This is a genomic window from Streptococcus mitis SK1080 (assembly GCF_000220085.1).
In the GTDB taxonomy this organism is placed as follows: Bacteria; Bacillota; Bacilli; order Lactobacillales; family Streptococcaceae; genus Streptococcus; species Streptococcus mitis_K.
In genome coordinates this window covers 1-652 of sequence record NZ_AFQV01000004.1, presented here as the reverse complement: position 1 = coordinate 652, position 652 = coordinate 1, and the positions used below count along the sequence as shown (strand labels likewise).

Below are 652 nucleotides of genomic sequence, written 5' to 3'. Positions count from 1 at the left end.
CCACTCTTTCCTCCAACCAGTAATATTGTCTAAAATAGCAGCTTCTTGAACTTCTTCTGGAATAGCAAAAATTTGCCCTAGAATCATAATTGTTGATGCTCCTGCAAAGAAAATATAAGCGCCAGTCATGGCTGCTATATTTAATCCTGGAGTCAACAGCACTGAATCTTTAAACGATGGATTAAATAGATGGATAACTTGGTTAACAACACCATAGTTTGGATTATAGATTTGAAGAAAAATCAATCCCATAGCAGCACTGGAAATAATACTCGGTACAATATAAAGATTTCTAGATATCTTCCATCCTTTTAATTTCTTAGATAATGTAATTGCAACAGATAAAGCTAAAGGAACTTGAATAATAACACCAATTACAGCCCAACGAACAGAATTAATTAGAGCTTCTGTAAAAAATGGGTATTCTTTAAAAACATACCTATAATTTTCAAATAATTTATCAAATCCTAGAAACTCAGGGGTGTTTAAATTTGTATAATCCCATTTAGCAAATGAAGTTAAAAAGATTGTTACTACAGAATAAAAATAAAATAGAAAGAAACAAATCAACGTTGGCAAAAGAAATAAAAAGATAAATCGTCTTTTTTGATTCTTCCTATTTTGTAGGCTCATAACTTTTTGTGCCATAAAC

Annotated in this window: 1 protein-coding gene; it reads right to left on the bottom strand. The window is 30.7% G+C overall.

Features of this window, described 5'->3' with window-relative positions; translation table 11 throughout:
- The coding region (locus HMPREF9957_RS03165) for a carbohydrate ABC transporter permease (RefSeq protein ID WP_004241940.1) at nt 1-648 on the bottom strand (648 nt) is incomplete at its 3' end.
- Nucleotides 649-652 lie beyond the last annotated feature (4 nt).